Origin of the sequence: Streptomyces sp. NPDC002265 (genome assembly GCF_040296125.1) — a bacterium.
Taxonomy (GTDB): domain Bacteria; phylum Actinomycetota; class Actinomycetes; order Streptomycetales; family Streptomycetaceae; genus Streptomyces.
Window position 1 is genome coordinate 35108 of the sequence record NZ_JBEOWS010000004.1, and the last position, 23570, is coordinate 58677.

The window sequence follows — 23570 nt, forward strand, 5'->3', positions numbered from 1 at the left end:
TCCTGGTCCCGCGCCCCGGGAACGCACCCACGGAGACCGGGGCTTTTGTTCCGATCCCGTTACACGCCGCACAACTCCCTCACGATAACTTCACACGTGAACAGCTGAATCTGGCACGCCCGCACGCGCTCCGGGCATGTCCCGGCCCGCGAGGAAGACCTGCATGCCGCCCTACCAGCCGTCCTCGGACTGGCAGTTCGACGTACCCACCAGTGGAAGCAAACGGCTCCCCCCGGCGGCCAGGTCCTTCGAATCTCTCGCGCACCAGGGCTACGGCTTCGAGGCGGCCATCGCCGACCTGATCGACAACTCGATCGACGCGAAGGCCCGCAACGTCGTCGTGAGCTTCCTGCGGGACACCGGTGAGCGCGGCGGACGGGACCGTCTCGTCGGCCTGCTCGTCATCGACGACGGCGAAGGGATGGACGAGGCCGGTGTGGACACGGCGATGACCGTCGGCGGCCGCGAGCGGTACGCCGCCGACGCTCTCGGGCACTTCGGCGCCGGCCTTAAGGCCGCCTCGCTCTCGCACGCCGACGCGCTCACCGTGATCAGCCGGACCAAGCGCAGCCCGTCGGTCGGCCGCCGCTGGCTCACCGCCCGCGCGCAGGCCGACTTCACGTGCGACATCGTCGACGCGACGTACTGCCAGAACCTGGTCGACCGCTACGACGGGATCATCGGCTGGCACGGCACGATCGTGCGCTGGGACCAGGTCCGCGCGTTCGAGACCATCGTCGCCGGCCAGACCGACCGCTACCTCAACGACGCGATCGAACGGCTGGAGACCCACCTCGGTCTCTACCTCCACCGCTTCCTCGCCCGCGAGGGCTTCCACATAGACATCGTGGTCGAGGACGTCCACACCCGGGAGGAGCTGGACCACCGGGGCGTGGAGCCCATCGACCCGTTCGGCTACCGCGTTCCGGGCCGCGCCGGTTACCCCCGCACCTACCTCGCGCCCGTCGAAGGCGTCGGTGACGTGGCGCTCACCGCGCACATCTGGCCCGCCAAGTCGCCGCTGGTCGCCTACCGGGGCATCGGTCCGCTCGCCGAGCGCCAGGGCTTCTACCTCTACCGCAACGACCGTCTCGTCCAGGCCGGCGGCTGGAACGACACCCGCAGCCCGGAGGGCCACCTCGCCCTCGCCAGGATCGCCGTGGACCTGCCGCCCGAGCCCAACGACGTCTTCGCCCTGACCGTGAAGAAGGACGGCGTCCAGGTCACCCCGGCGTTCGCCCGAGGGCTGGAGCGGGCAACCGTCCCCGACACCGGCCACACCTTCACCGAGTACGTCCACGAGGCCGACGCGGCCTACCGGGAAGCGGCCAGACGCAACACCGAGGTCAAGCGCACGGCCGTCATCCCGCCCGGCAAGGGCATCGACCCGAAGCTGAGGCGGACACTGCGGGACGAACTTCCGCAGCTGGAGGGCGACGACCCCATCGACTTCACCTGGGCCAGGCTCGACGTGCCGCCCGGGACCGACTCCGCCGAACTGCTCTTCACGATAGACCACAAGGAGCGCCTGGTCGTCCTCAACAAGGACTACCGGCAGGCCTTCAACGGCGGCCGGCGCGGGGGTTCCAACGACGCCCCGGTCCTCAAGAGCCTCCTGTATCTGATGCTCAACGAGATCTTCCAGAAGGAACGGGTCCGGGCCAACCAGACCGACAGGATCGCCCTGTGGAACAGCGTGCTCGTCACCGCGGCACGCGCCGAACTCGCCCGCGCCGCCGACTAGCCGTCTCCTGCCCCACGCGTCCTCCCGCACCGCCAGAAAGGCCGCCCCGCCGCTGTGACCGCCGAGACCACACCTCTTCCCGACCACCTCACCGACCTGCACGGCGAGGTCCTCGACGCGATGAGCAGGCGCGGCCCCAAGCCCTTCGCCAAACTCGCCTTCGTACTCTCCGACGCCGACGAGCCGCAGGACACGGACGAGAACCACTTCCGGGCCCGCATCCTGGCCGCGGCCCCCGGCGACGACCTTCTCGCCCTCTGGCACCGCAAGCTCACCGCCTGGGACTTCGAGCAGTCCCCCACCTGGTCGGCCACGGCTCCCCGCACCCCCGAGCGCCGTGCCGAGATCTACGACAGGCTCGTGTTCGGCCCGGACCTGTGCAAGGCACTCGACGCGGCCGTACCGGTCCACGAGGAAGCGGGCCCGGTCACCATCAGCCGCGAGTTCCAGCCCTGGTACACCCGCGAACAGGCGGCGAACCGCTCCTTCTACTGGGCCTCGTACGAGCGTCTGCTGCGCCGCAAGGGCTGGCCCGACGCGGCGGTCGCCGGCCTGGACGAGGCCGCCCACGCGGTCGTCGAGCGGCTCGCCGACCCGACCCGTGGCGACGCCTACGGCGCGCGCGGACTGGTCGTCGGCTACGTGCAGTCGGGCAAGACCGCCAACTTCACCGGCGTCACCGCCAAGGCCATCGACGCGGGCTACCGGCTGGTCATCGTCCTGGGCGGCACGCTGAACCTGCTGCGCGGCCAGACCCAGCGCCGGCTCGACATGGAACTGATCGGCCAGGAGAACATCCTGGGCTCGGCCGACCCGGACGACCCGGACGCCCTGGTCGGCATCGACTACCAGGACGACGAGGACTGGCCCGCGAAGTTCGTCTCGTTCGGTGCCCGCCCGTCCGCCCTCGGCGCCTTCGACATCGAACGCCTCACCTCCCGCGACCGTGACTACATGTCCCTGGAACGCGGCATCAGCGCCCTGGAGTTCGAGAAGCCGGACCGCACCCGTCCGCTGTACGACCCGGCGAACCTGCACGCGGCCCGCGCCCGCGTCATGGTCGTGAAGAAGAACAAGTCCGTGCTGGAGAAGCTGGTCAAGGACCTCAAGAAGTTCGGCCCGATCCTCGGCGAGGTACCGGCCCTGATCATCGACGACGAGTCGGACCAGGCCTCGGTGAACACCACGGACCCGAAGAAGTGGGAGGACGGCAAGGTCACCCGCACGGCGATCAACGGCCAGATCAGCGCCCTGCTCAAGCTCCTGCCCCGTGCCCAGTACGTCGGCTACACGGCCACGCCCTTCGCCAACGTCTTCATCGACCCTGGCGACGAGGAGGACCTGTTCCCGCGCGACTTCCTGATCTCCCTCCCGCGCCCGACCGACTACATGGGCGTCCAGGACTTCCACGACCTGGACACGGTCGACGACGGCGAGGGCGAGGCCGAGAAGAAGCACGTACGGGGCATCTACGACTCCACGGGCGACCGCCTCCAGGAAGCCCTGGACGCCTTCGTCCTCACCGGCGCCCTGAAGGTCTACCGCGCCGAGCACGGCGTCCCCTCAGACCCGTTCAGGCACCACACGATGCTGGTGCACGAATCGGTCCGCATGGCCGAGCACACGGCACTCGCCCTGCGCATCAACACCATGTGGCACAACGCCGCGTACACGGGCCCGGAGGGCCATGCCCGCCTGGCGGACCTCTTCGAGAGGGACTTCCGCACCTGCGCGGACGATTCCCTGCCCACTCCCACGACGTACGCCGACCTCAAGCCGTACGTCGCCGAGGCCCGCCGCCTGATCAACCAGGGCGGCAGCCCCGTCATGGTCATCAACGGCGAGAGCGAGCGCGACTACACCCAGCCCGACCTCGACTTCGACCGCACCCCGCATGTCTGGAAGATCCTCGTCGGCGGCACCAAGCTGTCCCGGGGCTTCACGGTCGAGGGTCTGACCATCACCTACTACCGCCGTACGACCCAGCAGGCCGACACGCTGATGCAGATGGGCCGCTGGTTCGGCTTCCGCCCCGGCTACCGGGACCTGGTGCGGCTCTACATCGGCCGCGAGGAGACCCTCGGCAAGGGCCGCAGCGCCAAGACCGTCGACCTGTACGAGGCCTTCGAGGCGATCTGCCGGGACGAGGAACTCTTCCGCGCCGAGCTCGCCCGCTACGCCCCGCTGGTGGACGGCCGCCCCCAGGTCACCCCCGCCCAGATCCCGCCCCTGGTGGCCCAGCACCTGCCATGGGTGAAGCCGTCGGCCCGGAACAAGATGTTCAACGCGGAACTGGTGGAGGTGCGGTCGCCGGGCAAGCCAATCGAGCCGGCCGCGTACCCGCAGGACGCTGCGCTGACCTCGCGCAACACCGAGCGCTGGAAGTCCGTCCTCGGTGCTCTCAGCGGTACCTCAGCAACCTGCGTTCTGCGGCCGGACGGGACTTCGCCCCTGCCCCGCAGCTTCCAGGCGGCAACCGCGGTCATCCCGCACGCGCAGCTCCTCTCCGTTCTGAGCTCGCTGGAGTGGGAGGACGGCAACGTTCTCGCCCCGCACCTGACCTACTTGTCCCAGCTTGACGGCCGCCTGGCCAAGGTGGACGACTGGCTGGTCATCGCTCCGCAGCGAACCCAGCGCAACCGCATCGAGGCGACCGTGCTGGGCCAGGGCCCGTTCTCCCTGTTCCGCCGGAGCCGCCAGTCTGGAAAGCAGTCCTTCGGTCGTATCTCGGGCCTGGAACACCGTCTGTTCGCGCAGCAGTTGATCGAACACCCTGACTTGGCCTCCACGGGAGACAGCTTCCCCGCGCTCGGAGCGACGCGAGGCGTAGTGCTCCTGTATCCCGTCGTAGAAGCCGCCCAGGACGATGAGGTCAAAGCCGTCGCCACGACGGGCACTGCGGCAACTGACCGCGTCATCATGGCGTTCACCGTGATTCCACCAAAGGCAGCCATCGATACAAAGAAAGAGCTCGTGCGCTTCCAGACCAAGGACTCCACTCGTCCGGACGCGGTTATCGTCAACGCGGACTGAGGCACGAGGGCTCCGCACGCGGCGGATCACTCACCATGACCGAGTACGAACACTGACGATCTGGGGATTCCGTGACGCTGTTCGACTACGACTTCGCAGCTGCCGACAGCGAAGACCCCGAGCTGGAGAAAGTCCGCCGTCACCTGCTCCAACTGGACCCGGACGGCGCCGTCTTCGGCAGGGTCCTACGAGAGACCATCGACCAGCTACTGGACGGAGAGCACACCGGACGGTTCGACTGGCGCGACTTGCACAAAACTGAGAAGACCCATGCTGGAACTCTCGTAGAGATCAACCTTCAGCGGGAGTTCAAGTTCGCCTCCCATGCGGAGGACAGCACCATCCACATGGACTATCTCATCGAAGGCGTGGAGGTGGACTGTAAGTTCTCCCAGAAACGCTACGGCTGGATGATCCCTCCGGAAGCTCTAGGTGAAGTCTGCCTGGTGGTATGGGCTGACGACCATCAAAGTCTTTGGGGCGCCGGTCTGTTTCGGGCCGACCGCTCTGCGCTCACCATGTCGGAGGGCATGACCAAGAAGGGGAACCGTGACGGCAAGTTCCGCCTCACCCGGGAGCATCACGGGCTTGTCAGATGGCTTTGGCACGACAAACCCCTGAGGGAGAACTTGCTCCTGCACCTGCCCGCCGATGTGCGCGCTTCCATCTTGAACCCTCCTGAGGGAAGACTGGATTCCGGACAGGCAAGGGTCAACGCGCTCTTCAGCCGTATCCACAATGTGGCAATTGACCGCGAGGTCATACGCACCCTGGGTAAGCAGCGCGATTACATGGCTCGTGTGCGGGAAGACAAGAGCAGCAGGAATCGGGCACGGACCAAGCTCCGTCCGGACGGCATCATCATCCTAGGTCAGTCCAAGCTGCACCAGAAAATCGCAGAAGAGCTGGGCGGAGAAGTGCCAAGGAGCGGGGAATTTGTCGCCCACCGAGTTCGCCGCGCCCGGCCTGACGATGACGGCTCCAAGGTCACAGAGATCGAAGGGGAATTGTGGACCATCGCAAGCCCTTCCGACCCGTGGGAGACGGCACCTAAATTGCCGAGCAAGGAGCAGGCGCCTACGTCTCACCTCGCAAATGATGATCTAATTGAAACCCTGTAAGGCCATGCATGGGTGCAGCCGGGATCAAGCGAGTCCGCAGCGCCAGCACCCGGCCGGCCGACGCTGAGAGGGGCTGGCATCCTCATCACGGCGGATGCAGCCGTCACGAAGCAGGCCGTTTGCGATCATCATTCCGACTGGTGGATCACCGTAGATGACAACTCCCAGTTCAGAACCAGATCCGTCGAGAACCACCTGGGTGCCACCCGAGGGCTCCTGGGCTTCGTCAGCGGCACGCCGACGCAACATGCAGGCGATCCGGAGCCGGGACACTACTCCGGAGCGGCTTGTCCGCCGACTGGTGCACGCCCAAGGGCTGCGGTACCGCGTGGCGGCCCGGCCGCTCTCGGACCTGCGCCGTACCGCCGACATGGTGTTCCGGCCCGCCAAAGTCGCCGTCTTCATTGACGGGTGCTACTGGCACGGCTGCCCCGAGCATTACGTCTCTCCTAAAACCAACCCCGGCTACTGGTCGGACAAGGTGGCCCGGAACGTCACCCGTGACCGCGACACGGACGAGCGCCTGCGAGCAGCCGGCTGGCTTGTCCTTCGCTTCTGGGAGCACGAGTCAGCGGAGGAATCCAGTAAGACAATCTGCCAGGCGGTGCTACCAAGACGCCCGGTACCGGCCACCGGAAAGGCGGGCACCACTACTAAAGAAATGCCGTTTTGAGTTCACACCTGGACAGCCGAGCTCCGCGAAAGGGCGGCTGACTTCGGGGGCGTCAGGTGCGCTCCCGCTCGTCAGCCGCCCTCAATCACTGCCTGGCGGCGCGATTACGGTCCGCCTCGAGAACTCCCATGATCGATTCGCCGATTGCCCTTGCCACGGGTGGGGGAAACGCGTTGCCGACCTGCCGGTACTGAGCCGTTTTACCACCCGAGAATTCCCAGTACGGCGGGAAACCTTGAATGATGGCTGCCTGCGGAACTGTCAGCATGGGCCCGCCCTCACGGAAGAGATCGCGGTCCTCAGTGCCGGTCTTCTGCCCCTTCTTCGCTGGCGCGTTGGCCACGCCCATGCCCGAGACGCCCAGATTCGCCCACGCCTTCTTAGCCCGGCTGGGACCGAGGTCGGCGCCTCCATGCTTCTTGGAACCACCAACGAGCGTGGGGGCTACACCCTTATCGGCGTCCTTTGCCCAATCGTCAAAGACCTTCTGCGCTTGGACGGCTTCAGCCCCCGTCAGGAATGGTGCGATGCGATCATGCATCGAGTCCTTAAGCGCCGCATAGACCGATACCGTCTCAGCACTGGGCGTGGGAGCCTCGTACTTCAGGTCCTTGAGCACGTCTTTCCGAAAGGCGACGAGGATGGACCGGGGCCGAAGCTGCGGAACACCGAACTCTGCGGCTTCGTAGACGTCCCACCCCACGACTTCGTAGCCCGGGCGCCCGTCCTCATCAGGCTCCATTTCCTCCAGGCTCGCCCGGATCCGCGACCTGTAGTCGTCGAACTTGGGGTCCATGAGTCCGCGAACGTTCTCGATCATCACAGCGCGTGGGCGGATGAGTTCGGCCAGTTCCAGGATGCGCGGGAAGAGGTCACGCTCATCATCCTCGCCGAGCTGCTTGCCGGCGTGAGAGAAGGGGGGGCAGGGCACGCCTCCAGCAAGCAGGTCGACCTCACCCCGCTTGTAGAAACCGGCACTCCTCACCAAATCACGCGCAGGGTCGAACTCCGTCACGTCCTGGCAGAGGACATCGCAGTTATCGCGCTCCCAGTCCCACTTCGGGTGCACCTTGATGTTCTCGTCCAGGGTGGCTGCCGCGTACTTGTCGATTTCGATGAGGGCGAGGTGCCGGAAACCGGCCTCGTGCAGGCCGATCGCCTGCCCGCCGGCGCCGGCGCAGATCTCGATCGACGTGTAGCCCCGGTCAGTCCCGGTCATGGCCCCTCCTCTTGCACGAATACCAGTGACGCCTACGGCAGCCATCACAGAGGGTGACACGACCCACTGACATTGCGACTCGACACGGCGGCACACACCAGTGTGCGGCATCCTCTGCCTCACCTCGGTCACCAGCAGCGCGATCGTTTCGAATGCTTGTACGATACCGGCGTGGCGAGAATCGACTGGACACGTGACGAGCTGCTGCTGGCTTGCGCGCTCGTTGCCGAAAACGGATGGCGCGAGCTGCGGACAGCCGACCAGCAGGTGCAGGACCTGTCCCGGCTCCTCAGGCAGCTCCCGCTGCACGATGGCGCGGCGGCCGATCCGAAGTTCCGCTCCCCGGGCAGCGTCAGCCTGAAGACGGGCAACATCGTGACAGCCAGGGCTGAATACGGCGGGGCCCCTATGAAGGGCGGCCGGCTGACCAGCGAGGTGGTGGCCGACTTCACAGACCGTCCCGCCGAGATGCTCGCTGCCGCCCGGGCTCTGCGCGCGGGTTTGGCGTCCACCGAGACGATTGGCATACCCGCCCAGGAAGGCGAGGCGGACGCTGCGCGCGAGGGGCGACTTCTCACGCGCTGGGCTCTCCACCGCGAGCGGAGCAGGCCCCTGCGCGACCGGAAGATCCGGGCGGCCCTGGCGGAGGGTGGCACTCTGCACTGCGAGGTGTGTTCGTTCGACTTCACCGCCGCCTATGGCGAGCTGGGGGACGGGTACATCGAGGTCCACCACAGGCTGCCTCTCCACATATCGGGCGTGACGGACACCCGGATCAAGGATCTTGCCCTGCTGTGCGCGAACTGCCATCGCATGTGCCACAGGAGCTTCCTCGGAGAATCCTGGCGCACGCCCGCCGACCTTCGAAGGCAGATGCGGACGTCCGGTTGAATGCCGTCCCACTAGGCCGCGTCCGCCTCAGCTTCGTAGTGCATCTGCGCCCGGTCTAGGACGTCGTCCGGGTCGAGGCCGCGGGTGGCAGTCCAGTGGAGCAGATCGGCGATAAGTTCCACGGCAGTTTCCTCAAGCCCGAGATCCCGCCCGTTCACGCGCAGCGAAGCAGCACAGCTGACCCCTCGATAGCCCTCCAGTGCCGTGACGGCCCGCTCGATGCGCCGACACGTCCGGTCTGAGCCGATCGAGATCTCGCACCAGACCGCCTTGCCCATCGCGGTCAGCACAGTGCACCAGTCAACCGCCAGCGCCGCGAGCATGTGCAGACCACGGCCGCACTCCGCGTCACTGTCGAGGGCGCCGGGTGACGGCACAGCCCGGCTCTTGTCATGCACTTCGAGACGCAGCCGCTCCCCGCGCCATTCCAGGACCAGAGTGGCCGATGAGCCCTCGCCAACGTGCTTGACGACGTTCGTCGCCAGCTCAGTGACGAGCAGTTCCGCTTCGCCAGCGGCAACGGGCACACCCCATCGGCTCAGCTGTGCCGCCGCGGCTCTCCGAAGCAAACGCACTTCCGCCGGCGCCGCCTCAAAGGGCAGGACACAACGGAGTCGAGGTCGAGGTTCAGTGATTTCGCAGCCGGACATAGGCCGCTCCTCCCTCCCGCACCACGCACATGCTGCACCTGCCGTATCCGTACGACTGCACTGCGTAGCGATCCGTGGATGAGCATGGCATAGAGAACTCTCCCTGTGTAACTTCTCATCGGAATCTATCGGGTGAATCTGGTAGTGAAGCCGCGCATGTGCTGCCTAGCCTGACGGGAACCTCCGGGCCCGTTGCCCGGCCATGGCAAAGGAGCCGCATGCCCGAACGGATCACCACCCGGCGTCGGCAACTAGGCTCGATGATGCGCAAATTGCGCGCTCGCGCGGGTCTGACCCTTGACGAGGCCGGGCAGCTTGTCGGCGTCTCGAAAGCGACGGTCAGCCGATACGAAACTCAGGCGGGGCCGGTCAAGTGGCTTGTTGTCGACGCCCTGTGTCGGGAGTACGGGGCAACAGAGGCCGAACGCACGGCCATTGTCGGACTGGCTAGGGATGCGAAGCAGCAAGGCTGGTGGAGCTCCTTCGCTGACTCCATCCCGGAGAGCATGAACCTGCTGCTCACGCTTGAGGACGAAGCCGTACGCGAGAGTCATTTCGCCTGTGTCTACGTCCCCGGTCTCCTTCAGACACGCGCGTACAGCACGGCGCTACAGAAGGCCAATGAAGTCCCTTTGGCGCCAGCGGAAATCGAGCGTCTGGTCGACATTCGCATGAAGCGGCAGCAGATTCTCGACCGGCCGAAGCCTCTCCGCTTGTGGGCGATCCTCGACGAATCCGTGATCCGCCGCGTCGTGGGGTCGCCCCGGATCATGCAGGAGCAACTCGATCGCTTGGTCGAAGCGAACGAGTCCCCGCACATCACACTTCAGGTGCTGCCCTTCGCGAAGGGCGCTCACGCCGCCGCGCTGGGGAGCTTCGTCACCATCGGCGGCACTGAACCGGCCCTAGATGTGGTGTACGTCGACTTCCACACCGGCTCGCTCTTCCTGGAGAAGGACGAGGAGCTAAGCCGATACAGACTTGCGTTCGAGTACCTCCAGGCGCAAGCGTTGGACATGGAGGCCTCCTCCGCCATGATCCATCGCGCTCGCAGGGAGCTGTGAATGCCGGCCAGTCCTGAGCCCGTTTCTGAACCCGTCTGGTTCAAGTCGACGTACAGCGGCGGCAACGCCACCGAATGCGTGGAGGCCGCGTTCGGGCCGACCGGCGTCCTTGTGCGGGATTCCAAGCGGCCAAGCGGCCCCGTGGTCGCCGTATCAGCGGCTGCGTGGAGCAAGTTCCTTGCTGCACCGGCGAGGTAGTACCGCTGGCCATGTGGCCGAGCCCCGCATCAGGGGGCAACTCCGTCGCGCTGAGCCCGGGCGTTAGCCTCAGGGGACAAATGAGGAGGTAATCATGGCGAAGGTTCCCAGTGCTGTCGTGGCTGCGGGTGGGCTCATCGGTGGGTACGGGGTGGCCCGGTGGACGAAGAAGCGGCAGCTCGGTGGGGCCGTGCTGGCCGTGGCCGGGGTCGCGGCCGCCCGGCAGTGGCGGGAGCAGGCCGGCGGGGCGGCCGCGGGTGCGCTGAGCGCCGCGTACGTCGCCGCGTTCGCCGGGTCCCACCCGCTGGCCAAGAAGGTGGGCGCCTGGCCCGCCGTGTTCGGGGTGGCGGGGGCCGTCGCCCTGGCGTCCTGGGCCGTCGCCGACCGGCAGGCGTGACCCACAACCACGACAACGGCACCGCGTGACCCACAAGCACGACAACGGCACCGGGAGCGGCCGCGGGCCGTCCTCGCCTCGGCGGCCGTGCGGCAGGTGCTGGCAAGAATCCGTTGATCTATGGCACTCCTGCCACTTCTGTGCCGGCGGGGCGCCGCCTACCGTCGGGTCGTGAACAAGTTCCTGCTCGCCGTCCATGTCCTTGCCGCGATCGTCGCGATCGGGCCCGTCACCGTCGCCGCCAGCATGTTCCCGCCCGCCGCGCGCCGGGCGCTGGCCGCGCCGGACGATCCGCGGGCGGTGGAGACCGTACGGCTGCTGCACCGGATCTGCCGGGTGTACGCCGTCGTAGGCGTCGTCGTCCCCGTGTTCGGGTTCGCCACGGCGAGCAACATGGGTGTGCTCGGCGACGGCTGGCTGATCGCCTCCATCGTGCTGACCGCGCTGGCCGCGATCGTGCTGGCCGTGCTGGTGCTGCCCCGGCAGGAGGCGCTCGCCGAACGGGGCGGGACGGCCGAGGCGACCGTGCGGCTCGCCATGTTCACCGGGATGTTCAATCTGCTCTGGGCGGCCGTGACCGTGCTGATGATCGTCCGGCCGGGGTCCACCACAGGGGTCTAGGCCAGGCCTGGACCCTGTCGCCCGCACCCGCTCCCCCGCCTTCCGGGGACGCCGGGCGCACCCCCGGGCCCACTTCCCGCGGCCGGAAACGGCGTCCTAGGATCCCGCCCATGAACGCACAGCAGGAACAATCGGCACCGGGTGCCTATCTGGCTTTCGTGGAGAGACAGTTGACCGCGGACGGATGCACGACGCGGTGGGAGGACTGGGCCGGGGTGTCCGTGCTCGTCGGGCGGCGGGCCGAGTTCCGGATGCGCTGGATGGCGACGCGGCTGCATCTGTTCACGGTGGCCGCCGCCGTCCCGGAGATAACCGTGCCGGTCATCTCGGACTTCACCGACCATGTGATGCGGTACGCCAAGGACACCAAGGGCGGTCTGCCGGTCGGCATGCAGACCGGCATCGGCGCCTTCCCGCTCCTGGTCAGCGACCGGGTCGATCCGGCCGCCGTGCAGTGGGCGGAGGCGCAGCAGCGGGTCAGGTTCGCCTGCATGACGCGGCCCGTCGTGGTCGACAGTTCCCGCCGGTACGTGGGGATGTACCGCGGCAAGCCGGTCCTCGGGCGCGTCTACGCCTCGTACTTCAACGAGAAGGGCGCACTGTACTTCCACGGCCAGTGAGGACGGCGCAGCCGCACCTCCATGGCCGGTGAGGACGAGGGGACCGGACCTCCACACCCTTCGCCCTCACACCGGCCCGGCCGGCTACGCCCCGAGCGCCCGGGACAGTGTGTAGATCGCCAGGCCCGCCAGGGAGCCGACCACCGTGCCGTTGATCCGGATGAACTGGAGGTCGCGGCCGATGTGGGCCTCGATCTTCTTCGTGGTGTGGCGGGCGTCCCAGCCCGCGACGGTGTCCGTGATCAGGGAGGTGATCTCCTTGCGGTACGTCGTCACGACGTGCACCGCCGCGCCCTCCACCCAGCTGTCGACCTTCTCCTGCACCTTCGGCTCATGGGCCATCCGGGCGCCCAGCGTCAGCAGCGAGGCCCGTACCCGCAGCCGCAGCTCGCTGCGCTCGTCCTCCGCCGCCGCCACGATCATGGACCGTACGGCCGTCCACGCGGACGCGATCAGGTCCTGGACCTCGCCGCGGCCCAGCACCTCGCCCTTGAGCCGTTCGACCCGCGCGCGGGTGTCGGTGTCGGACTGGAGGTCGGTGGCGAAGTCGGTGAGGAAGCGGTCCAGGGCGCCGCGGGCCGGGTGGGAGGGCATGTCGCGCATCTCGGTGATGAAGCGCATCAGCTCCTTGTAGACGCGCTCGCCGACCTTCCGGTCCACGAACCGCGGGGTCCAGCCGGGCGCGCCGCCCTGCACCGCGTCCATCACGGAGTCGCCGTGCAGCACCAGCCAGTCGTGCGCGCGGGCCACGACGAGGTCCACCGCCCGGCGGTGAGCGCCGTCGCCGACGATCCGCTCCAGCAGTTTCCCGATGCCGGGCGCGATCTCCTGGGCATCGGCGCGGCGGGTGATCGCCTCGCTGACCACCGCCTGGACGTCGGAGTCGTGCAGCACGGTCAGCGCGCCGCGCAGGGCGGTGGCCAGTTCGGCCGTCACCCGGTCGGCGTGCTCGGGCTCCGCCAGCCAGGTGCCGAGGCGGCTACCGATGCCCACGGCGCGCAGCCGCTGTCGTACGACGTCCTCGGAGAGGAAGTTCTCCCCGACGAACTCCCCGAGGGAGACGCCCAGCTGGTCCTTCTTGTTGGGGATGATCGCGGTGTGCGGGATGGGCAGGCCGAGGGGATGGCGGAACAGGGCGGTGACCGCGAACCAGTCGGCGAGCGCGCCGACCATGCCGGCCTCGGCGGCCGCGGCGACGTACGCCGTCCAGGCCCCGGCGCCGGAGTGCCGGGCCCAGGTGGCGAGGACGTAGACGAGGGCCACGAGGAGCAGCAGACCGGTCGCGGTGAGTTTCATCCGGCGCACCCCGCGCCGCTTCTCCTCGTCGGCGGGGCTGAAGGTGGTCATCGTGCGCCGGCTCGCGGCGGGCGCCCCCGCTTCGGTCCCTCTGGTTACTTCGTCTACTTCGCCCTGGTTCGTGACGTTCATCCACTCCACCCGTTCGCTACCCCTCGGACCTATTGTCCCTTCCTCGCCCCTCAGTGACGGACTCCTGGAACGGAACAAGAGTTCCCGACGTTCGTGTTCGAGGAAGGTTCGAGGAAACTTCGAGAAGGCTCGAGAGGGTTCAAAAAGACCCGAGAAGGCTCGAGAAAGCTCGAAGCGCGCCGGACCTCTCCGTTCGTCATGAGCCGATCACAGCGGAGCCCCGGGCTCCCATGCCCGAGGAGACCCGCGCCGCATGACCAGGCGTCACGGTTGTGCCCTGCTGTCCGCGATCATGGCCCTCATCGTGGCTCTGTCCGCCGCCATATACGTGGGCGTCTCGTACGTGGACGCCTCGGTCGGCGACGACCGCACCGGCGCGAAGAACGGCGGCTCCCCCGGCCGCGCCGACGCCGTCCCCGCCTCCACGGGCGTCTGGGTCGGCGCCTGGTCCGCCTCCCCGTCCGGCGCCGAACCGGACACGGAGACGAACGGCACGGCGGGCCGCTCGATACGCAACGTCGTGCACGCGGGCGTCTCCGGGACGAGTGCCCGCATCACCCTGTCCAACCTCTACGGCACCCGGCCGCTGACCGTCACCCACGCCTCGATCGCCGTCGCCGCCGGAGCGGACACCGCCGCCGCGGCCACCGGCACCATGCGCCGGCTCACCTTCGGCGGCGCCGCGTCGGTCGTCGTACCGGCGGGCGGCCAGCGGGTCAGCGACGCCGTGGCCCTGCCCGTCCCGCGCGGCGGCGACGTCCTCGTCAGCACCTACTCCCCCGCCTCCTCGGGCCCGGTCACCTTCCACGAGGAGGCCCGCCAGATCAGTTACGCGGCCGACGGAGACCACACGCAGGACGCGACGGGGACGCCGTACGGGCAGCACGACGACCACTGGCGCTATCTGACCGCCCTGGACGTGCTGAGCAACGAGGCCGACGGCACCGTCGTCGCCCTCGGCGACTCGCTGACCGACGGCGTCACCTCCACCGAGAACGCCGACCGCCGCTGGCCGGACGCCCTTTCGGACCGGCTGCGGACGGCCCTCGGCCCGGGTACGGACGTGCCCCGCTACAGCGTGGTCAACGCGGGCATCAGTGGCAACCGCGTCCTCGTGGACGGGGGGCCGGGCAACCCCGCCGGCAACACCAGCGGCCTGAAGCGCTTCGCCAGGGACGTACTGGCCCGCCCGAACGTCAAGGTCGTCGTCATCGACCTCGGCGTCAACGACATCCTGCGCAACGAGCAGCGTGCCGACCCCGAGGCGATCCTCGACGGCCTGCGCGAGCTGGTACGGCAGGCGCACGCCCGCGGGATCAAGGTCGTCGGCGCGACGCTGATGCCCTTCCAGGGGCACCCCCGCTACACCGGCGTCCGCGAGGAGGTCCGCCAGGAGGTCAACTCCGGGATCCGGGCCGGGAAAGTGTACGACGCGGTCGTCGACTTCGACGAGGCGCTGCGCGACCCGTACAACCCCCGCGCGTTCCGCCCCGACTACGACTCCGGCGACCATCTCCACCCCAGCGACAAGGGCTACCGGGCCATGGCCGGGGCGCTCGACCTGGACGATCTGAAGGGGTCGGCTCCGGCGCGGCTGTGACCGGCAAAGCGCCGGCGGCCGCCGGACATCCGGCGCACATCCGGCAAGCAGGGCCGAGCGGCCCGGGTATGGCCCCGCCGGCCCCGGGCAGCGGGGACCGCTCAGTCGTCGTAGCGCCGCCGGTGCCGCTCCTCGCGGCGGGCCTCACGGCGTTCGCGCTGGGCCTCCCGGCGCTCCTCGTGGTGCGCCCGCCGCAGGTCGCGGTGGGAGTCCAGCATCTTGCGGTGCGCGCCCTCCACCTCGTCGCGGAAGGTCGAGTGCAGGTCCCGCAGTGCCGCCTTGCGGTCCAGCTTCTCCTGCCGCCGCTCCTCCTTCAGGCGCAGCCGCTCGGCCCGTGTCACCTTGCGCTCGACACCCACCCCGCCCCAGAAGGCGAAGCCGCTCACGATCACCCTCGGCGCCCCCGGGTCACCCGGCACGCCCGCCTGGGTGTGGTCGAAGCCGCCCATGATGCCGATGCCACGCACGACGACCTCGACGCCGGGCGGCACGATGACGTTCAACCCGCCCATGATCGCAACGCAGTTGATCTCCACCTCGCGGTCGGCGAAGTTCGCCTCGCGCAGGTCGATCTCCCCGCCGCCCCAGAAGGCGAAGCAGTTGAACCGCTTCGGCATCGTCCAGCGCCCCTTGCGCTGGAAGCCGGACATCACGGCGACGGCCCACGGCGACGAGCCCTCGCCGCCGACGATCCGCCCCGCCCAACTCCCGTCGCCCTCGGGCTCCTTGATCAGGGAGATGGTGGGCGGCGTGACTCCGGCCGACGGCAGGTCGCGGGTGATCGGGGCCAGTTCGCCGTACGTCCGCGCCTTGTACGTCGCCTCCAGCCGCTCCTCGAACTCCTCCATGTCGAGGCGGCCTTCGGCGACGGCGTCCCGCAGGACCTCGGCGACTCGCTCACGATCGGCGTCGGAGGCACGCAGCTCCGGGGCATCGTCGGTCATGCCTGACAGCCTACGAGTTCCCGGCTCCCGGCACTACGCGGTGGCCCGCTCCGACGGAGGGTCGAGGGTCCCCTCCCCCGGCTCCACCCCCGACGCGGTCTCCGTCGTCTCCGTCGTACCCGCTGTGTCCGTCGCGTCCGTCGCGTCCGTCGCGTTCGTCGCACCCGTCGCGTCCGTCGACCACAGCATCTTGGCGATCACCGCCTCGATGTCCGGCTCCCGGACCGACAGATCGACCAGCGGGTACGACGCCGCGATCCGCGCCACCAGGGGCGCCGCCGAAGCAGTCGCAGGGAAGGCCAGCCACTGCCGCGGCCCCTCCACCTTCACCACCCGCGCCCCGGGCACCTCGACCGGCGGCACCTCCCGCTCCAGGTCCACCACCAGCGTCCGCTCGCTCTCCCCCACCTCGTGCAGCCCCGCCAGCGCACCGTCGTAGACCAGCCGCCCGTGGTCGATCACCATCACGCGTGAGCACAACTGCTCGATGTCCTGGAGGTCGTGCGTGGTCAGCAGCACCGTCGTGCCGCGCTCGGCGTTCAGCTCGCGCAGGAACTCCCGCACCCTGGCCTTGGAGATCACGTCCAGGCCGATGGTCGGCTCGTCGAGGTACAGCACCTCCGGATCGTGCAGCAGGGCCGCCGCGATGTCACCGCGCATCCGCTGCCCCAGCGACAGCTGCCGTACCGGGACGTCCAGCAGGTCGCCGAGTTCGAGCAGTTCCACGCACCGGTCGAGGTTCTCCCGGTAGCGGCCGTCCGGGATGCGGTACATACGGTGTATCAACCGGTACGAGTCGATCAGCGGCAGATCCCACCACAGCGTCGTCCGCTGCCCGAACACCACCCCGATCCGCCGGGCCAGCCGCGCGCGCTCACGGGACGGGTCGATGCCCGCGACCCGCAGCCGGCCGCCGCTGGGCGTCAGGATGCCGGTCAGCATCTTGATCGTGGTCGACTTCCCGGCGCCGTTCGGACCGATGTAGCCCACCATCTCCCCCCGCGCCACCGTGAAGGAGATCGAGTCCACCGCCCGCACCTGGCGCGACTCCCGCCGCAGGAAGCCGGTCTTCCTGCGCACGGAGAAGACCTTCTCGACCCGGTCGAGTTCGATGAGAGCGCCGCCCTCGCCCAGAGCACCGCCCTCGGAGAAGGCGGTGCTCACGTCGCCCGTATCGCTCATGCCGTCGTCCGTACCGTCCATGCCCCGGGTCTCTCCTAACTTCCCGTACTCCGATAGGCCCGCAGCCCCGTCCGCCAGGCCAGGCCCGCCAGCGCGCAGCAGGCCACCGCCGCCGCGGGACCGGCGAACGCCACCCAGCCGGGCAGCCCCAGCGGCAGCGGCCGCCCCAGCACATAGCTCGCCGGCAGCCAGTTCACGAAGGCCAGCGGCAGCACGAACGTCACCCCCCGCACCAGGTCCTGGGCGAAGACGGTCGGCGGATACTGAAGCAGCGTCGTACCGCCGTACGTGAAAGCGTTCTGCACCTCCGAGGCGTCCTGCGCCACGAACTGGAAGGCCGCGCCCGCGACGAACACCGCGCAGAAGATCCCGCAGCCGCTCACCACCATCCACGGCATCAGCAGCACCCTGGCCGGGGTCCAGTCGATGTCGAGCGACGCCAGCGCGTAACCCAGCACCAGCGCCCCCTGTACCACCCGGCCCAGTCTGCGCAGCCCGAACCGGTCGGCGGCCACCTGTGCGAGCACCGGCACCGGCCGCACCAGCAGGGTGTCCAGCGTCCCGTCCCGCACCCGGCTGCCCAGCCGGTCCATCGACCCGATCGCCAGATCGGCCAGCCCGAACGCCATCCCGGACAGGCCGTAGAGGAACGCGACCTCCGGCAGCGACCAGCCGCCGAGCGCGTCCACCCGGGAGAACATCAGCAGGATCGCCACGAAGTCCAGCGCGGTCGCCGCGAAGTTCCCGAACGTCGTCATGACGAAGGACGCCCGGTAGGCCATCGTGGAGCGGATCCACATCCCGGCGATCAGCCGGTACGCCCGCAGGCCCTCCGTGAACCGCCCGGGCTCAGCCACCCTGCACCACCACCCGCCGCGTCGCCGCCGACTGCAACAGCCGCCCAGCCCCCAGCAGCACCACCGCCCAGCCCGCCTGGAAGGCGTACGTGGACCACGGTCCGGCCTCGCCCAGCAGCACGTCGGCCGGCGCCTGGAGCAGCGCCGACCACGGCAACATCCGTACGACGTCGCCCAGTTCGCCCGGGAACACGTTGAGCGGGACGATCATCCCCGAGCAGAAGAACCCCACGATCCACGACATCTGCTGCGCGCCCGTGCCGTCCATCAGCCAGAACGCGCTCAGCGCCACCAGGAAGCGCACCCCGAAGCCGACCACCATCGCCAGCACCACCGCGGCCAGGAAGGCAGCCCAGGTCAGCGGGTCCTGGGGCAGCGCGGTCGGGAAGAACAGCGCGCCGAACACGAAGGGCACCACGCCCCGCCCCAGCAGCTGGAACAGGGCCCGGCCCAAGTCGGCGGACAGCCACCACAGTTGGAGATCGGCGGGCCGGTACAGGTCGATCGCGATGTCCCCCGTGCGGATGCGCTCCATCAACTCCGTCTCGACCCCGCCGCCGCCCAGGGCGAGCGTCGACAGCAAGGCCTGTCCCAGCCACACGTAGGTCACCGCCTGTGCCTGGTCGTAGCCGCCCAGGTGCGGTTTCTCGTCCCACAGTGCCAGATATGTGTAGACCAGGATCAGGCCGAAAACAGTGTTCGTGAAGACTCCCGCGGCCGTGGCCACCCGGTACGTCGCGTACCGTCGGAATCCCCCCGCCGCGACGGCCCCGTACAACCGTCCCGCACCCACGTCCACGCCCTCCAGGTCCGCCCGGCACCGAAGCGCAGGAGCCTACTGCGTGTGTGACCCGGCACACCACGCAATTTCCGGCGGAACGCGTGCCGATTTTCGGGAACGAAACGCTTGGTGCGACAGTCTTTAACTGGGGGCAGAGAAGGCGTACGAGGGCGTACGGGAACGTACGACGCGAAACAGGAGTCCGTGCACGACATGAGCGACGAGCCGCAGCCGCAGCAGCCGACCGAGGGCCCGGCCCGGAGCGCACCACAGACGGCCGACGAGCCGCGCGACCGCGGCGGCCGGGACGGCGGCGCGGGCGAGGTCGCCGGGAACCAGCGGGCCGCCGGGACCGGCGCGGACGCCACGTCCGGCCGGGTCGCCCCGGCCACCGGAACCACCGAGGCCGGCGAAGCCGCCAGGTCGGCCGGAGCCGCCGAAGCCACCGCGAGTGACAAGGCCGACACGGGCGACGCCGAGGCCGGAGCGGCCGAGGCGGAGATGACCGCGCGGCTCCCCCGGGTGACGTCCGAGCCGGACGCGACCGCACAGCTCCGCCGAGTGGCGCCCGAACCGGACGCGACCGCACAGCTCCGCCGGGTGACGACCGAACCGGACGCGACGGCGCAGCTCCGCCGGGTGACGACCGAGCCGGACGCCACCGCCGCCCGGAGCACCCGCCCCACGGTTCCCGCCCAGGGCGCCCGCCGCCCCTCCCTCCCCGCCGAGGCCGCACCGCTCGCGACGGCGGCAGCAGCGGCAGCGGCTGCCCGGACGGCCCACACGCCTCACACGCCCCATGCGGCGCCCGTACAGGCGCAGGCGCAGACCGCCTACGCGCCCCAGGACCCCCGGACCGCCCAGGCCGTGCACACCGTCGAACCCGACCGGGGTGCCGAGCCAGTGAACGGCGGAAAGAAGCCCAAGCGCCCCAAGCGCACCGGCTGGCGCCGGATCTTCCCGACCTGGCGCATGGTGCTGAGCACCGTCGTCATCGGCGTCGTGCTGCTGATGGGCCTGTTCTTCCTCGGCTACTCCATGGTCAAGGTTCCGGCGGCCAACGCGCTCGCCACCAAGCAGAGCAACGTCTACCTCTACGCCGACGGCTCCGAGATCGCCCGGGACGGCGAGATCAACCGCGAGAACGTCAGCCTCCCGCAGGTCTCCAAGGACGCCCAGCACGCCGTGCTCGCCGCCGAGGACCGCGACTTCTACACCGAGTCCGCGATCGACCCCAAGGCGATGCTCCGGGCCGGCTGGAACACCGCCACCGGCAAGGGCAAGCAGTCCGGCTCCACGATCACCCAGCAGTACGTCAAGAACTACTACCTCGCGCAGGAGCAGACCGCCAAGCGCAAGGTGAAGGAGTTCTTCATCTCCATCAAGCTGGACCGCACGGAGAGCAAGGACAAGATCCTCGAGGGCTACCTCAACACCAGCTACTTCGGCCGCAACGCCTACGGCATCCAGGCCGCCGCCAAGGCCTACTACGGCATCGACGCCGTGGACCTCGACCCCGCCAAGGGCGCCTACCTCGCCGCGCTGGTCAACGCGCCCAGCGAGTACGACGTCATCGCGCACCCCGAGAACAAGGCGGCCGCCCAGGCCCGCTGGAACTACGTCCTCGACGGCATGGTCACCAAGGGCTGGCTCAGCGCCTCCGAGCGCGCCGGCATGAAGTTCCCGACGCCGAAGGAGAACAGCGCCGCCTCCACCGGCATGTCCGGACAGCGCGGCTACATCGTCGACGCGATCAAGGAATACCTCAAGGACAACAAGATCGTCACCGCGGACGAGCTGGAGGCGGGCGGCTACCGCGTCACCACCACGCTCCAGAAGTCCAAGCAGGACGCCCTCGTCGACGCCGTCAACGACAACCTCATGTCCAAGCTGGACAAGAAGGGCCGCAAGGTCGACAACTCCGTCCGCGCGGGCGGCGCCTCCGTCGACCCCAAGACCGGCAAGGTCGTCGCGATGTACGGCGGCATCGACTACATCAAGCAGTACACGAACAACGCCACCCGCGGGGACTTCCAGGTCGGCTCCACCTTCAAGCCGTTCGTGTTCACCTCGGCCGTCCAGAACGGGTCGAAGACCCAGGACGGCCGCGCCATCACCCCGAACACCTACTACGACGGCACCAACAAGCGGCCCGTCCAGGGCTGGAACGGCGGCAGCTACGCCCCGGCCAACGAGGACGACGTCTCCTACGGCAACATCACCGTGGGCACCGCCACCGACAAGTCCGTCAACTCCGTGTACGCGCAGATGGCCGTCGACGTCGGCCCGCAGAAGGTCAAGGACACCGCGGTCGCCCTCGGTATCCCCGCCGCCACCAAGGACCTCAACCCCTACCCGTCCATCGCGCTGGGCACCGCCACCGCCAGTGTCCTCGACATGGCGGAGGCCTACGCGACCCTCGCCAACCACGGCAAGGCCGGCGCGTACACGATGATCGACAAGGTCACCAAGGACGGCCGGAGCATCATGGACACGCCCGAGGCGAAGACCCGCCGGGCCGTCACCCGCGAAGCCGCCGACACCACCACCTACGTCCTGCGCAGCGTCGTCCAGAACGGCACCGCCACCGCCGCCCAGGCCGCCGGCCGCCCCGCCGCCGGCAAGACCGGCACCGCCGAGAACGACACGGCCGCCTGGTTCGCCGGCTACACCCCCGAGCTGGCCACCGTCATCTCCGTCATGGGTCAGGACCCGGTCACCGCCGCCCACACCCCGCTCTACGGCGCGATGGGCCTCCAGCGCGTCAACGGCGGCGGCGCCCCCACCGAGATCTGGGCGCAGTTCACCAAGAACGCCCTCAAGGGCAAGCCGGTGACCGACTTCGACCTCCAGCTCCAGGAAGGCGCCGACCAGCCCGCGCCCCCACTCCCCGACCCCTCCCAGAGCGCCCAGGCCCCCTCCGGCCAGAACGACGGCAACGCCACCGAGGGCACGGACGACGGCGGCAGCGACGGCTCCGGCACGACCGGGAACACCGGCGCGCCGACGGACGGCACCGGCGACGGCTCCACCACGGACGGCAGCGCCGACGGCTCGACCACGACCGGGAACACCGGCTCGACGACCGACGGCAGCAACGGCGACGGCTCCTCCGGAGCGACCACCGGCAGCACCACGGGGGACACCGGCAACACGGGCCCCATCGGCACCACCCTGGGCACGGGCGCCCTCGGCACCCGCAGAGAGTGACCGGCCGGCCCGCCAGTCAGTGCCCCGAGGTCGCCTTCAGCCCCACCACGGCGACCAGCAGCAGACCCACGAAGAAGATCCGGGCGGCGGTCGCCGGCTCCCCCAGCACCACCATGCCGACCACCGCCGCACCGGCCGCCCCGATGCCCACCCACACGCCGTACGCCGTGCCGATCGGCAGCGACCTCGTGGCGTACGACAGCAGCACCATGCTGGCGACGATGCCGGACCCGGTGAGCAGACTGGGCACGAGCCGGGTGAACCCGTCGGTGTACTTCATCCCCACCGACCAGCCGACCTCCAGCAGACCGGCGACGACAAGCAGAACCCAGGCCATGACAGGCACCTCCGAGACGTACGGACACTCTTGCGGGGTGCGTCGTCTTTCTTCCCTGTCACAGCGGGCCGGCCGACCTGAGTCGGCAGCCTGTGACCCCGGTACGGCGCGTCTCGTCGGGCTCCTTCCCAACGTAGCAAAAGCACGAAGAAAGGGCTGGTGACCATGGTCACCAGCCCTCTTCAGTCGCAGAATCAGAGATACAGCCCGGTGGAGTCCTGCGACCCCTCGAACCGGTCCGCCGCCACCGCGTGCAGGTCGCGCTCGCGCATGAGCACGTACGCCACTCCCCGCACCTCGACCTCGGCACGGTCCTCCGGGTCGTACAGCACCCGGTCACCCGGCTCCACGCCCCGTACGTTCTGCCCCACCGCGACGACCTCGGCCCAGGCCAGCCGGCGCCCCACCGCGGCCGTGGCCGGGATGAGAATGCCGCCGCCGGAACGCCGCTCGCCCTCGGCGGTGTCCTGCCGCACGAGTACGCGGTCGTGCAGCATCCGGATGGGCAGCTTGTCGTGCTGCGGACTGTGCTCGTTCTTGTTGGCGCTCACACCACTGAACCTACCTGTCCCGTACGAATCCGTACGCGGGTGGGTCGCCCGCCGCTCAGCGCCTGCGGCGCCTGGACCCGACGACGAGCAGCCCGACCAGGCCGACCGCGACCAGCGCGACGGGCACGATCCGCTCCATCCTCGGCGCGCCCTCCTCGTCGACGAACTGCGCCTTCACATCGCTCACGGCCCGGTTCACACCGACGTACGCCCGTCCGAGCGTGTGGTCGATGTTGGAGACGACCTTGGCCTTGGCGTCGCCAACGATGGTCTTCGGGTGCACCCGCACACCGATCTCGTCGAGGGTCTCCGCCAGAACGTCCCGGCGGCGCTTGATGTCCGCCTCGATCTGCGCCGGGCTTCTGGTGTCCGACGTTTCCGACGTGTCCGCCACCGTACGGCCTCCAAAATCTGCTGATGCGTTGTTCCGGACAGTCTGTCAGGTTCGC

General features: G+C 69.1%; 22 protein-coding genes. 12 read left to right on the forward strand and 10 right to left on the reverse strand.

Annotation, left to right across the window (positions count from 1 at the left end):
• Window positions 1-163: 163 nt before the first annotated feature.
• From ABT085_RS01405 to ABT085_RS01420, 4 genes are all read left to right on the forward strand, one after another.
• Complete coding sequence (locus ABT085_RS01405; protein WP_351600316.1) at window positions 164-1744, forward strand: ATP-binding protein; 1581 nt, start codon at window positions 164-166, stop codon at window positions 1742-1744.
• A 120-nt stretch (window positions 1745-1864) separates the two neighbouring features.
• Window positions 1865-4777, forward strand: coding sequence for a Z1 domain-containing protein (locus tag ABT085_RS01410; protein ID WP_351600399.1), 2913 nt, complete (start codon window positions 1865-1867; stop codon window positions 4775-4777).
• A gap of 71 nt (window positions 4778-4848) precedes the next feature.
• Complete coding sequence (locus ABT085_RS01415) at window positions 4849-5898, forward strand: NaeI family type II restriction endonuclease (RefSeq protein WP_351600318.1); 1050 nt, start codon at window positions 4849-4851, stop codon at window positions 5896-5898.
• 154 nt (window positions 5899-6052) lie between these two features.
• Window positions 6053-6571, forward strand: a complete 519-nt coding sequence (locus ABT085_RS01420; RefSeq protein WP_351600320.1) for a very short patch repair endonuclease — start codon at window positions 6053-6055, stop codon at window positions 6569-6571.
• An 85-nt stretch (window positions 6572-6656) separates the two neighbouring features.
• Here ABT085_RS01420 and ABT085_RS01425 read toward each other — a convergent pair whose 3' ends face one another.
• Window positions 6657-7790 carry a DNA cytosine methyltransferase gene (locus tag ABT085_RS01425; RefSeq protein WP_351600322.1) on the reverse strand — a complete coding sequence of 378 codons (1134 nt, stop codon included), beginning with the start codon at window positions 7788-7790 and terminating at the stop codon, window positions 6657-6659.
• A 171-nt stretch (window positions 7791-7961) separates the two neighbouring features.
• Between ABT085_RS01425 and ABT085_RS01430 the strand changes: the two genes are divergently transcribed.
• Window positions 7962-8681 (forward strand): HNH endonuclease, encoded by a 720-nt coding sequence (locus tag ABT085_RS01430; protein WP_351600324.1) that lies wholly within the window; start codon window positions 7962-7964, stop codon window positions 8679-8681.
• Between the two features lie 11 nt (window positions 8682-8692).
• Here the strand turns inward: ABT085_RS01430 and ABT085_RS01435 are convergent, their stop codons facing one another.
• Window positions 8693-9331: an ATP-binding protein gene (locus tag ABT085_RS01435; protein ID WP_351600326.1), complete on the reverse strand. Its 639-nt coding sequence runs from the start codon at window positions 9329-9331 to the stop codon at window positions 8693-8695.
• Window positions 9332-9549: 218 nt separating this feature from the next.
• Here ABT085_RS01435 and ABT085_RS01440 point away from each other — a divergent pair, with 218 nt between their 5' ends.
• The 5 genes from ABT085_RS01440 to ABT085_RS01460 all read left to right on the forward strand — a co-directional run bounded on the left by ABT085_RS01440 (window position 9550) and on the right by ABT085_RS01460 (window position 12231).
• Window positions 9550-10395 (forward strand): helix-turn-helix domain-containing protein, encoded by an 846-nt coding sequence (locus tag ABT085_RS01440; protein ID WP_351600328.1) that lies wholly within the window; start codon window positions 9550-9552, stop codon window positions 10393-10395.
• Window positions 10396-10593 (forward strand): DUF397 domain-containing protein, encoded by a 198-nt coding sequence (locus ABT085_RS01445; RefSeq protein ID WP_351600330.1) that lies wholly within the window; start codon window positions 10396-10398, stop codon window positions 10591-10593.
• A 94-nt stretch (window positions 10594-10687) separates the two neighbouring features.
• On the forward strand, window positions 10688-10990 hold the full coding sequence (locus ABT085_RS01450) for a hypothetical protein (protein ID WP_351600332.1): 303 nt from the start codon (window positions 10688-10690) through the stop codon (window positions 10988-10990).
• 171 nt (window positions 10991-11161) lie between these two features.
• Complete coding sequence (locus ABT085_RS01455) at window positions 11162-11611, forward strand: DUF2269 family protein (RefSeq protein WP_351600333.1); 450 nt, start codon at window positions 11162-11164, stop codon at window positions 11609-11611.
• A 110-nt stretch (window positions 11612-11721) separates the two neighbouring features.
• Window positions 11722-12231, forward strand: coding sequence for a levansucrase (locus ABT085_RS01460; RefSeq protein WP_351600335.1), 510 nt, complete (start codon window positions 11722-11724; stop codon window positions 12229-12231).
• 84 nt (window positions 12232-12315) lie between these two features.
• Here ABT085_RS01460 and ABT085_RS01465 read toward each other — a convergent pair whose 3' ends face one another.
• Entirely contained in the window at window positions 12316-13659 is a 1344-nt protein-coding gene (locus tag ABT085_RS01465; protein WP_351600337.1) for a DUF445 domain-containing protein, read from the reverse strand.
• A gap of 253 nt (window positions 13660-13912) precedes the next feature.
• Here ABT085_RS01465 and ABT085_RS01470 point away from each other — a divergent pair, with 253 nt between their 5' ends.
• Entirely contained in the window at window positions 13913-15259 is a 1347-nt protein-coding gene (locus ABT085_RS01470; protein ID WP_351600339.1) for an SGNH/GDSL hydrolase family protein, read from the forward strand.
• 101 nt (window positions 15260-15360) lie between these two features.
• Here the strand turns inward: ABT085_RS01470 and ABT085_RS01475 are convergent, their stop codons facing one another.
• From ABT085_RS01475 to ABT085_RS01490, 4 genes are read right to left on the reverse strand one after another with little or no spacing between them, the layout of a single operon-like run.
• Window positions 15361-16203, reverse strand: coding sequence for a DUF1707 SHOCT-like domain-containing protein (locus tag ABT085_RS01475; protein WP_351600340.1), 843 nt, complete (start codon window positions 16201-16203; stop codon window positions 15361-15363).
• Between the two features lie 33 nt (window positions 16204-16236).
• Entirely contained in the window at window positions 16237-17385 is a 1149-nt protein-coding gene (locus ABT085_RS01480) for an ABC transporter ATP-binding protein (protein ID WP_351600401.1), read from the reverse strand.
• A gap of 35 nt (window positions 17386-17420) precedes the next feature.
• Window positions 17421-18185, reverse strand: a complete 765-nt coding sequence (locus tag ABT085_RS01485) for an ABC transporter permease (protein WP_351600403.1) — start codon at window positions 18183-18185, stop codon at window positions 17421-17423.
• A 49-nt stretch (window positions 18186-18234) separates the two neighbouring features.
• Entirely contained in the window at window positions 18235-19035 is an 801-nt protein-coding gene (locus ABT085_RS01490) for an ABC transporter permease (RefSeq protein ID WP_351600405.1), read from the reverse strand.
• A gap of 855 nt (window positions 19036-19890) precedes the next feature.
• Between ABT085_RS01490 and ABT085_RS01495 the strand changes: the two genes are divergently transcribed.
• Entirely contained in the window at window positions 19891-22233 is a 2343-nt protein-coding gene (locus ABT085_RS01495) for a transglycosylase domain-containing protein (RefSeq protein ID WP_502982591.1), read from the forward strand.
• A 16-nt stretch (window positions 22234-22249) separates the two neighbouring features.
• Here the strand turns inward: ABT085_RS01495 and sugE are convergent, their stop codons facing one another.
• The 3 genes from sugE to ABT085_RS01510 all read right to left on the reverse strand — a co-directional run bounded on the left by sugE (window position 22250) and on the right by ABT085_RS01510 (window position 23515).
• Window positions 22250-22570, reverse strand: a complete 321-nt coding sequence (gene sugE, locus ABT085_RS01500; protein WP_351600342.1) for a quaternary ammonium compound efflux SMR transporter SugE — start codon at window positions 22568-22570, stop codon at window positions 22250-22252.
• 194 nt (window positions 22571-22764) lie between these two features.
• Entirely contained in the window at window positions 22765-23121 is a 357-nt protein-coding gene (locus tag ABT085_RS01505; protein ID WP_351600344.1) for a GroES family chaperonin, read from the reverse strand.
• A gap of 55 nt (window positions 23122-23176) precedes the next feature.
• Window positions 23177-23515 (reverse strand): DUF3618 domain-containing protein, encoded by a 339-nt coding sequence (locus ABT085_RS01510; RefSeq protein ID WP_351600346.1) that lies wholly within the window; start codon window positions 23513-23515, stop codon window positions 23177-23179.
• Window positions 23516-23570 lie beyond the last annotated feature (55 nt).

Bases quoted from the DNA above. Each gene is read 5' to 3' on its own strand.
- ABT085_RS01405 (WP_351600316.1), top strand. From the start codon at position 164: ATGCCGCCCTACCAGCCGTCCTCGGACTGGCAGTTCGACGTACCCACC.
- ABT085_RS01410 (WP_351600399.1), top strand. From the start codon at position 1,865: ATGAGCAGGCGCGGCCCCAAGCCCTTCGCCAAACTCGCCTTCGTACTC.
- ABT085_RS01420 (WP_351600320.1), top strand. From the start codon at position 6,053: ATGACAACTCCCAGTTCAGAACCAGATCCGTCGAGAACCACCTGGGTG.
- ABT085_RS01425 (WP_351600322.1), bottom strand. From the start codon at position 7,790: ATGACCGGGACTGACCGGGGCTACACGTCGATCGAGATCTGCGCCGGC.
- ABT085_RS01435 (WP_351600326.1), bottom strand. From the start codon at position 9,331: ATGTCCGGCTGCGAAATCACTGAACCTCGACCTCGACTCCGTTGTGTC.
- ABT085_RS01440 (WP_351600328.1), top strand. From the start codon at position 9,550: ATGCCCGAACGGATCACCACCCGGCGTCGGCAACTAGGCTCGATGATG.
- ABT085_RS01445 (WP_351600330.1), top strand. From the start codon at position 10,396: ATGCCGGCCAGTCCTGAGCCCGTTTCTGAACCCGTCTGGTTCAAGTCG.
- ABT085_RS01450 (WP_351600332.1), top strand. From the start codon at position 10,688: ATGGCGAAGGTTCCCAGTGCTGTCGTGGCTGCGGGTGGGCTCATCGGT.
- ABT085_RS01460 (WP_351600335.1), top strand. From the start codon at position 11,722: ATGAACGCACAGCAGGAACAATCGGCACCGGGTGCCTATCTGGCTTTC.
- ABT085_RS01465 (WP_351600337.1), bottom strand. From the start codon at position 13,659: ATGAACGTCACGAACCAGGGCGAAGTAGACGAAGTAACCAGAGGGACC.
- ABT085_RS01470 (WP_351600339.1), top strand. From the start codon at position 13,913: ATGACCAGGCGTCACGGTTGTGCCCTGCTGTCCGCGATCATGGCCCTC.
- ABT085_RS01475 (WP_351600340.1), bottom strand. From the start codon at position 16,203: ATGACCGACGATGCCCCGGAGCTGCGTGCCTCCGACGCCGATCGTGAG.
- ABT085_RS01480 (WP_351600401.1), bottom strand. From the start codon at position 17,385: ATGAGCGATACGGGCGACGTGAGCACCGCCTTCTCCGAGGGCGGTGCT.
- ABT085_RS01485 (WP_351600403.1), bottom strand. From the start codon at position 18,185: ATGTGGATCCGCTCCACGATGGCCTACCGGGCGTCCTTCGTCATGACG.
- sugE (WP_351600342.1), bottom strand. From the start codon at position 22,570: ATGGCCTGGGTTCTGCTTGTCGTCGCCGGTCTGCTGGAGGTCGGCTGG.